This is a genomic window from Citrobacter sp. Colony219 (assembly GCF_019382635.1).
Lineage (GTDB): Bacteria > Pseudomonadota > Gammaproteobacteria > Enterobacterales > Enterobacteriaceae > Citrobacter > Citrobacter youngae.
The window spans coordinates 2554994-2563631 of sequence record NZ_CP080033.1 but is presented as its reverse complement, the minus strand read 5'-3'; the positions used below and the strand labels follow the sequence as shown (position 1 = coordinate 2563631).

Genomic DNA, 8638 nt, shown 5'->3' with positions numbered 1-8638 from the left:
CTTACCAGTTCCATAGCGTGCCATCTTCAAGACGGGCGACCGGCAGATATGCGGGATCGTACGGATATTTCGCTGCAAGTTTTTCGTCAAACTCAATACCGAGCCCTGGTTTGTCACCTGGATGCATGTAGCCGTTATCAAAGGTCCAGTTATGCGGGAACACTTCCAACATCTGTTCTGAGTACCCCATATATTCCTGCACCCCGAAATTGGGTACCCACAGATCGAAATGCAGCGCAGCGGCCATGCAGACTGGCGACAAATCGGAAGGTCCATGAGAACCCGTGCGTACCTGATAAAGTGAGGCAAAATCAGCAATACGACGCATACCGGTGATACCGCCTGCGTGGGTAATAGTGGTGCGAATATAGTCGATCAGCTGTTCTTCAATAAGCTGCTTGCAGTCCCAGATACTGTTGAACACTTCCCCTACCGCAATCGGCGTGACCGTATGCTGGCGAATCAGGCGGAAGCACTCTTGGTTTTCAGCGGGGGTTGGGTCTTCCATCCAGAACAAACGGTATTGTTCAATGCTCTTACCAAAACGAGCCGCTTCAATTGGCGTCAGACGGTGATGCATGTCATGCAGAAGATGTTCATCAAAACCAAATTTGTTGCGGACGGCTTCAAACAATTTCGGTGTGAAATCGAGATATTTCTCCGTCGACCACAGCTGCTCTTCCGGCCACTGGCCTTTGGTCGCAGGTTCGTAGGCCAGGCCTTTACCTTTAGACATTCCGTAGGTGGTCTTCATTCCCGGTACACCACACTGCACACGGATCGCTTTAAATCCCATCTCTTTATGACGCGCGTAATCCTCCAGCACATCATCAATGGAATGACCCGTTGTGTGACAGTACACCATGACGCCTTCGCGTGATGCGCCCCCCAGCAACTGGTACAACGGCATATTCGCCGCCTTCGCTTTGATATCCCACAGGGCCATATCCACCGCAGAAATCGCCGACATCGTTACCGGGCCGCGGCGCCAGTAAGCCCCCTTGTAGAAAAACTGCCAGATATCCTCAATTCGATGCGCATCACGTCCAATTAGCTGTGGACACACATGATCTTTCAGGTAGGACGCCACGGATAATTCACGCCCGTTAAGCGTGGCATCCCCTAATCCAGTGATCCCATCGTCTGTCGTGATTTTCAGCGTGACAAAATTACGTCCTGGACAGGTAACAAAAACTTCAGCCCCGACAATCTTCATTTTTTAATCCTTACATCTCTTCTTGTGATGCAGGAAATTTACCCAACTGAACTACTACCATACAAGTATGAAGATCAAAAAAACGCTCACTGATCACAAAAAAAGGCGCTATGCGCGCCCCCATCCGGCAACGATGATCAACATCCCGCACAGTGCTACTAACGCGCCGGACCAGTCGTACAGGCTCAGTTTTACGCCATCGACAATGCGTAACCAGAGCAGTGCAGTCACCACGTAGACACCACCATACGCGGCATATACCCGCCCGCTCGCCGCCGGATGTAGCGTCAGCAACCAGACGAACAGCGCTAATGACACCCCAGCGGGAACCAGCAACCAGGCCGTCGCCCCACGCTTAAGCCAGAGCCAAGGTAAAAAGCAGCCAATGATTTCGCATAACGCGGTGACGAAGAAAAGTAATGTTGTCTTAAGCATTGAAGTAATTCAGTTACCTTCGGTTTAACCATGATACGACAGAATATGTCCAACGTATCCATATGCGCCCAGTGGGTATGCCCTGGCGCAGGAATAGTGTAGAATTTAACCCTGTTTTATCGTTTTTTTCCCTTTCTCATTAAAGGAATTCGCCATGAAAATTACACTGACCAAACGCCTGTGTCTGACGGCCATGCTGACGCTGGCGGCGGCCGTGTACACCTCTTCCGTATTTGCTGAAACCAGTAAACTGGTCATAGAGTCCGGGGACAGTGCGCAAAGTCGTCAACAGGCTGCAATGGAAAAGGAACAGTGGAACGATACGCGTCAGTTGCGTCAGAAAGTCAACAAGCGTACAGAGAAAGAGTGGGACAAAGCCGACGCTGCTTTTGATAGCCGTGATAAATGCGAACAAAGCGCGAACCTGAATGCGTATTGGGAGCCTAACACCCTGCGTTGTCTCGATCGCCGCACTGGCCGCACCGTTGCCCCATAATCATTGTGCTCACTAGAAGATATTGAAAGGATACGATATGGCAAGCGCCCTCAGTGTAAAGCTGCGCCCGCTGGAGCGTGAAGATTTACGTTTCGTCCATCAGCTTGATAACAACGCCAGCGTCATGCGCTACTGGTTTGAAGAACCTTACGAAGCGTTTGTTGAGCTGTCAGACCTGTATGACAAACACATTCACGACCAAAGTGAACGCCGTTTTGTGGTCGAGTGTGACGGTGAGAAAGCCGGGCTGGTGGAGCTGGTTGAAATAAACCATGTGCACCGCCGTGCTGAGTTTCAGATCATCATTTCCCCGGATTACCAGGGCAAAGGTCTGGCAACGCGCGCGGCAAAGCTGGCGATGGATTACGGTTTTACCGTGCTTAATTTATATAAGCTGTATCTGATCGTTGATAAAGAGAACGAAAAAGCCATTCACATCTACCGCAAACTTGGCTTTATGGTCGAAGGTGAATTGATTCATGAGTTCTTTATTAACGGCCAATATCGTAACACCATTCGCATGTGTATCTTCCAACAGCAATATCTTGCCGATCACAAAATACCGGGTTCCAGCCTGTTACAACCTACCGCTCAGTAAAAACGGTTAGTAGTAATCAATGGTGTTTTCAATCGAGTAATGATGCTCAACTGCCGGCTTTACGCTTTCGTCAACGATAACCAGCTGGCAGTTGACCGGATTAGCATACGAATCATACTCACAGGTTTGTTTGACGTTACCTAAAGGATGATCGTTCAGCATGCTTACTGCCGTGTAATCCAGTTTTTTCAATGGATCGGCTGACGGTTTAGCCTCAACCTGCAGCGTATTGTCCTTACTGACGGTGGTTTTGCCGAGCGGGTAGCCTTCCGCATCATACCGGTACTGCACCTTCATTTCTTTTCCCGTGGCGGACACAACAAAACCGTTATCGTCGGTATCCCACACTACGCCCGCAGAAGGCAGTTCCGCCAGTTGGCATTTCCCCTGTAAACGGATCCGTTTTTCCATCGTTTCGGCATCCCGATAGAAGTTCGCATCCAGCACTAACGCCATACCCGTATTATTTTCGACATCATGCAATTCCAGCGTATCAAAACAACCTTCCTGCGAGAGTGTACCTGTGACGCGCTTAGTCACTTCGCCTTTGTCGTTGAGCAGTGTCTGACTAAAATCTTTCACCGGGCCACGCAGCGGATCAAAATCAAATTCATTGGAGAAGCTGGCCATTTCCGGCGTAAAGGACACCAGCCCTTTGGCGTTATCACACCCAACCAACACGATACACAGGAAACCTAACAGGGTCTGTTTCTTCACATTTTTCACCGGGATAAGAAGATAATTCTCAATCATATTAGCAAATACAGTTATTTACACCAGAAATGCTAATCTTAGTTTATGTCGATCACGAAAGGAGTTGATGATGAAATACATAGCAGGAATTGCCGCGAGCTTATTACTGGTCGCTTCCCCGCAGATCCTGGCGGCACCCGCGTCATGTGAGCGCGTGAAGAGTGATATCGAGCAGCGCATTATTAATAATGGTGTCGCGGAATCCAGTTTCACGTTGAATATTGTTCCTAATGACCAGGCCGATCAGCCTGATTCACTGGTGGTCGGTCATTGTGCCAATGATACGCACAAGATCCTCTATACCCGAACTAACAGCGGTAACGCACCCGCAAACAGTAGCCCTTCTCAGGACGGTCACGTGGCTGAACCGCAATAAATTTTTACCCTCCGTTCGCGGAGGGTCACTCCTGTTTGATATGCATTAATAAGATTTACCTATAAATAGGTAGACTCAACTTCATTGTTAGCAAGCTAGTTATTTCGTTATAAAACAATGTATATAGCGAAAATTACAATGGAGTGGGTTATGTCTGAAGATGAGCAATATGGAGGTATTAGCCGCAGGACGTTAGTGAAATCCTCGGCTATAGGTTCACTGGCACTTGCTGCCGGAGGCCTGTCACTACCCTTTGGTATTCGTGCCGCTGCTGCTGCAGTACAGCAATCAGTGCAACCTGTTGAAGATAAAGCTGTCTGGAGTTCCTGTACGGTTAACTGCGGCAGCCGTTGCCTTTTACGTCTGCATGTGAAAGATGATGCAGTCTACTGGGTTGAATCTGACACGACCGGCGATGATACCTACGGTAACCACCAAGTTCGCGCCTGCTTGCGTGGTCGTTCGATTCGCCGTCGTATGAACCACCCTGACCGCCTCAAATAYCCGATGAAACGCGTTGGYAAACGCGGWGAAGGCAAATTTGAGCGTATCAGTTGGGATGAAGCGCTGGATACCGTAGCCGGAAATCTGAAACGTATTTTGCATGATTACGGTAATGAAGCCGTTCACGTTCTTTATGGTACCGGTGTGGATGGCGGTAATATCACGAACTCCAACGTCCCCTACCGTTTGATGAATTCCTGTGGTGGCTATCTAAGCCGTTACGGGAGTTACAGCACCGCACAAATCAGCGCCGCCATGGGATACATGTTTGGTGCTAACGACGGTAACAGTCCCGACGATATCGCCAACACAAAACTGGTTGTGATGTTTGGTAATAACCCAGCCGAAACGCGTATGAGCGGCGGTGGCGTAACATGGTATGTCGAGCAGGCACGTGAGCGGTCAAATGCCAGAATGATCGTTATCGATCCACGCTACAACGACACCGCCGCAGGTCGTGAAGATGAATGGTTGCCTATTCGCCCTGGGACAGATGCTGCACTGGCCGCCGCTATCGCCTGGGTGCTGATCACAGAAGATCTGATTGATAAACCTTTCCTTGATAAATACTGCATCGGCTACGATGAAACCACTCTCCCCGCCAGCGCACCGCGTAATGCGCACTACAAGGCCTATATATTAGGTGACGGTCCGGACGGAATTGCCAAAACACCGCAATGGGCATCTCAGATTACCAGCATCCCTGCAGACAAAATCATCCAGTTAGCGCGTGAAATAGGTTCGGCAAAACCAGCTTACATCTGTCAGGGCTGGGGACCGCAACGCCATTCCAACGGTGAACAGACAGCCCGAGCAATCACCATGCTCTCTGTTTTGACAGGAAACGTGGGAATTAACGGCGGTAACTCCGGTATGCGTGAAGGGACCTGGGATCTGGGCGTTGAATGGTTCTCCATGTTAGAGAACCCGGTCAAAACACAGATATCGGTGTTCACCTGGACGGATGCTATCGATCATGGTGCAGAAATGACAGCCACCCGCGACGGTGTCCGTGGCAAAGATAAACTGGATGTGCCTATCAAGTTTATCTGGTGCTATGCCAGTAACACGCTCATCAACCAGCATGGCAATATTGCTCATACTCATGACGTTTTACAGGATGACAGTAAGTGCGAAATGATTGTCGGCATTGAGCACTTTATGACCGCATCGGCGAAGTACTGCGACATCCTGCTGCCGGATCTGATGCCTACTGAACAGGAAGATCTCATCTCACATGAGTCCGCCGGGAATATGGGCTATGTGATCCTCGGACAACCCGCTACCTCACCTAAATTTGAACGAAAACCCATCTACTGGATGTTAAGTGAAGTCGCTAAACGCCTGGGCCCGGACGTCTATCAAAAATTCACGGAAGGCCGCACCCAACACGAGTGGGTGAAATATCTGCATGCCAAAACCAAAGAACGTAACCCGGAAATGCCGGATTACGAAGAGATGAAAACGACCGGTATTTTCAAGAAAAAATGCCCGGAAGAACACTATGTTGCCTTCCGTTCATTCCGCGAAGATCCTGCGGCAAACCCGTTGAAAACGCCATCAGGGAAAATTGAGATTTACTCTGAAAGACTGGCCACCATTGCCGAGACATGGGAACTCAAGCAAGACGAGATTGTGCATCCGCTACCGGCTTATGCGCCAGGCTTTGACGGCTGGGACGACCCCAAACGCAAAACGTACCCGCTACAGCTCACCGGGTTCCACTATAAGGCGCGAACTCACTCAAGCTACGGCAACATTGATGTTTTACAACAGGCATGCCCGCAGGAAATCTGGATTAACCCCGTCGATGCTCGTTCACGTGGTATTCATCACGGCGATACGGTACGGGTGTTTAACAGCAATGGTCAGATGCTGATCGCTGCGAAAGTCACACCGCGTATTTTGCCCGGCGTGACAGCCATCGGCCAAGGCGCATGGCTCAATGCTGATATGTTTGGTGACCAGATCGATCACGGTGGTTCTATTAACATTCTCACGTCACATCGTCCTTCTCCGTTAGCGAAGGGGAATCCATCCCACAGTAATCTCGTTCAGGTTGAAAAGGCGTAAGGTGTAACCCATGACGACTCAATACGGATTTTTTATCGACTCCGCCCGTTGCACCGGTTGCAAAACTTGCGAACTGGCCTGCAAAGACTTCAAAAATTTAACGCCGGACGTCAGTTTCCGCCGTATTTACGAATACGCCGGCGGTGACTGGCAGGAAGATAACGGTGTCTGGCACCAGAACGTTTTCGCCTACTACCTCTCCATTGCGTGCAACCACTGTGAAGACCCGGCCTGTACCAAGGTGTGTCCAAGCGGCGCGATGCACAAACGTGAAGATGGTTTTGTGGTCGTGGATGAAGACGTGTGCATTGGCTGTCGCTATTGCCACATGGCCTGCCCATATGGTGCGCCGCAATACAATGCCGCCAAAGGACACATGACCAAGTGCGATGGCTGTCATGAACGCGTTGCTGAGGGTAAGAAACCCATCTGTGTCGAATCCTGCCCGTTGCGTGCGCTGGACTTCGGCCCGATAGAGGAACTGCGTAAAAAACACGGTACCCTGGCCGCGGTTGCGCCGCTCCCTGGCGCGCACTTTACCAAACCGAGCATCGTCATCAAACCAAATGCCAATAGCCGCCCGACCGGGGATACCACGGGTTATCTGGCTAATCCGAAGGAGGTCTAAAATGGGAAGTGGATGGCATGAATGGCCGCTGGTACTGTTCACGGTTCTGGGCCAATGCGTGGCAGGCGCGCTAATCGTCAGTGGGCTGGGTTGGGTTGCCGCCAAAGACGATGTTGTAAGGCAGCGCATTGTTCGCAGTATGTTTTTTCTTTGGCTGGTAATGGGAATCGCATTCCTGGCCTCGGTTATGCATTTGGGGTCTCCGTTACGCGCATTTAACTCACTGAACAGAGTCGGTGAATCAGCGCTAAGTAATGAAATCGCCAGCGGTTCGCTGTTTTTTGCCGTCGGTGGTTTATGGTGGCTGGTCGCTTTTCTCGGTAAAATGCCTGTTGCATTAGGTAAAATATGGCTGCTGGTAAGCATGTTGCTGGGCGTGGTGTTTGTCTGGGCGATGACCAACGTTTACCAGATAGATACCGTACCGACCTGGTATAATGGTTACACTACGGTGGCCTTTTTCATGACCATGCTTCTGAGCGGGCCACTCTTTGCCGCCCTGCTGTTGCGTGCTGCTGGTGTTCCTTTTAATGCCAACGTGTTCGCGGGAATAAGCGTGCTGGCGTTACTGGTGAGTGCAGGTGTGATTGTCCTGCAGGGACTTTCCCTCGGCACAATCCACAGTTCGGTGCAATTCGCCAATGCGCTGGTACCTGACTACGGCCGCTTACAGGTGTGGCGCATCGTCTTGCTGGCCGCAGGTCTTGGGTGCTGGATATGCCCGCTTATCCGCCGTAAAAACCCGCATGCCGCTGGGCTGGCGTTAGGTTTAATTTTAGTCCTGGCCGGTGAAATCATTGGTCGTGGTTTGTTTTATGGTTTGCATATGACAGTCGGAATGGCTGTTGCAGGTTAACTCTCGGGTGCGGGGCAACCCGCACTGTTCAGGATTGTTTGCATGACCCATTTTTCACAATGTGACAACTTTTCAACCGCAGCGCGCGTTCTGGGCGCGTTGTTCTTCTATGCGCCAGATAGCGCTGAAGCATCTGCGATGGTCAGTGCGTTAAAAGCTGATGGCTGGCAAGCACAGTGGCCGCTGCCGGAAGCTACGCTGTCGCCACTGGCTGCACAAATGCAGACAGATAGCGATGAAACGCTCCCACAAGCCTGGCAACGTTTGTTTATCGGCCCCTACGCTTTGCCATCCCCGCCCTGGGGTTCGGTCTGGCTGGATCGCGAAAACGTGTTGTTTGGTGATTCCACGCTGGCATTACGTCAATGGATGCGCGACAACGGCATTCAGTTTGCGCTGCAACAGAATGAGCCAGAAGATCACTTTGGTTCGCTGTTACTGCTAACCGCCTGGCTTGCCGAAAATGGCCGCCACACCGAATGTGAGCAATTGCTGGCCTGGCATCTACTGCCGTGGTCGGCTCGCTTTCTCGATATTTTTATCGAGAAGGCGGACCATCCGTTCTACCAGGGGTTGGGTAAACTGGCACGCCTGACGCTGGCACAATGGCAGTCGCAGTTATTAGTTCCGGTGGCAGATAAACCATTGTTTCGTTAATGTCACCCACGGGCAGGACAGTTCCTGCCCATTTCCCGCTAAGTTT

Annotated in this window: 10 protein-coding genes; 7 read left to right on the top strand and 3 right to left on the bottom strand. The window is 50.8% G+C overall.

Annotated features, from left to right (window positions below):
- Position 1: 1 nt before the first annotated feature.
- A complete protein-coding gene (gene rspA, locus JTI85_RS11410) occupies positions 2 to 1216 on the bottom strand; it encodes a starvation-sensing protein RspA (RefSeq protein WP_048211709.1) in 1215 nt (404 codons plus the stop codon).
- A 108-nt stretch (positions 1217 to 1324) separates the two neighbouring features.
- Positions 1325 to 1651 (bottom strand): YnfA family protein, encoded by a 327-nt coding sequence (locus JTI85_RS11405; RefSeq protein ID WP_005121149.1) that lies wholly within the window; start codon positions 1649 to 1651, stop codon positions 1325 to 1327.
- Positions 1652 to 1805: 154 nt separating this feature from the next.
- Between JTI85_RS11405 and JTI85_RS11400 the strand changes: the two genes are divergently transcribed.
- Both JTI85_RS11400 and speG read left to right on the top strand, forming a co-directional pair.
- Positions 1806 to 2147, top strand: a complete 342-nt coding sequence (locus JTI85_RS11400) for a DUF1283 family protein (protein WP_048211710.1) — start codon at positions 1806 to 1808, stop codon at positions 2145 to 2147.
- Positions 2148 to 2184: 37 nt separating this feature from the next.
- Entirely contained in the window at positions 2185 to 2745 is a 561-nt protein-coding gene (gene speG, locus JTI85_RS11395; RefSeq protein WP_048211711.1) for a spermidine N1-acetyltransferase, read from the top strand.
- A 6-nt stretch (positions 2746 to 2751) separates the two neighbouring features.
- On the opposite strand, the gene JTI85_RS11390 is transcribed toward speG, so the two are convergent.
- Complete coding sequence (locus tag JTI85_RS11390; protein WP_082193773.1) at positions 2752 to 3462, bottom strand: YnfC family lipoprotein; 711 nt, start codon at positions 3460 to 3462, stop codon at positions 2752 to 2754.
- Between the two features lie 103 nt (positions 3463 to 3565).
- Between JTI85_RS11390 and JTI85_RS11385 the strand changes: the two genes are divergently transcribed.
- From JTI85_RS11385 to dmsD, 5 genes are all read left to right on the top strand, one after another.
- Entirely contained in the window at positions 3566 to 3874 is a 309-nt protein-coding gene (locus tag JTI85_RS11385; protein ID WP_086523673.1) for a DUF1161 domain-containing protein, read from the top strand.
- A 150-nt stretch (positions 3875 to 4024) separates the two neighbouring features.
- Positions 4025 to 6451 (top strand): selenate/tellurate reductase subunit YnfF, encoded by a 2427-nt coding sequence (ynfF, locus tag JTI85_RS11380; protein WP_237558112.1) that lies wholly within the window; start codon positions 4025 to 4027, stop codon positions 6449 to 6451.
- 10 nt (positions 6452 to 6461) lie between these two features.
- Positions 6462 to 7079, top strand: a complete 618-nt coding sequence (locus JTI85_RS11375) for a DMSO/selenate family reductase complex B subunit (RefSeq protein WP_048211714.1) — start codon at positions 6462 to 6464, stop codon at positions 7077 to 7079.
- 1 nt (position 7080) lies between these two features.
- The gene (locus tag JTI85_RS11370; RefSeq protein WP_142879270.1) at positions 7081 to 7935 is read left to right on the top strand and encodes a dimethyl sulfoxide reductase anchor subunit family protein; all 855 of its coding nucleotides are present in this window, start codon (positions 7081 to 7083) and stop codon (positions 7933 to 7935) included.
- Between the two features lie 42 nt (positions 7936 to 7977).
- Positions 7978 to 8592 carry a Tat proofreading chaperone DmsD gene (dmsD, locus tag JTI85_RS11365; protein WP_048211716.1) on the top strand — a complete coding sequence of 205 codons (615 nt, stop codon included), beginning with the start codon at positions 7978 to 7980 and terminating at the stop codon, positions 8590 to 8592.
- Positions 8593 to 8638: the final 46 nt, after the last annotated feature.

Bases quoted from the DNA above. Each gene is read 5' to 3' on its own strand.
- rspA (WP_048211709.1), bottom strand. From the start codon at position 1,216: ATGAAGATTGTCGGGGCTGAAGTTTTTGTTACCTGTCCAGGACGTAAT.
- JTI85_RS11405 (WP_005121149.1), bottom strand. From the start codon at position 1,651: ATGCTTAAGACAACATTACTTTTCTTCGTCACCGCGTTATGCGAAATC.
- JTI85_RS11400 (WP_048211710.1), top strand. From the start codon at position 1,806: ATGAAAATTACACTGACCAAACGCCTGTGTCTGACGGCCATGCTGACG.
- speG (WP_048211711.1), top strand. From the start codon at position 2,185: ATGGCAAGCGCCCTCAGTGTAAAGCTGCGCCCGCTGGAGCGTGAAGAT.
- JTI85_RS11385 (WP_086523673.1), top strand. From the start codon at position 3,566: ATGATGAAATACATAGCAGGAATTGCCGCGAGCTTATTACTGGTCGCT.
- JTI85_RS11375 (WP_048211714.1), top strand. From the start codon at position 6,462: ATGACGACTCAATACGGATTTTTTATCGACTCCGCCCGTTGCACCGGT.
- JTI85_RS11370 (WP_142879270.1), top strand. From the start codon at position 7,081: ATGGGAAGTGGATGGCATGAATGGCCGCTGGTACTGTTCACGGTTCTG.
- dmsD (WP_048211716.1), top strand. From the start codon at position 7,978: ATGACCCATTTTTCACAATGTGACAACTTTTCAACCGCAGCGCGCGTT.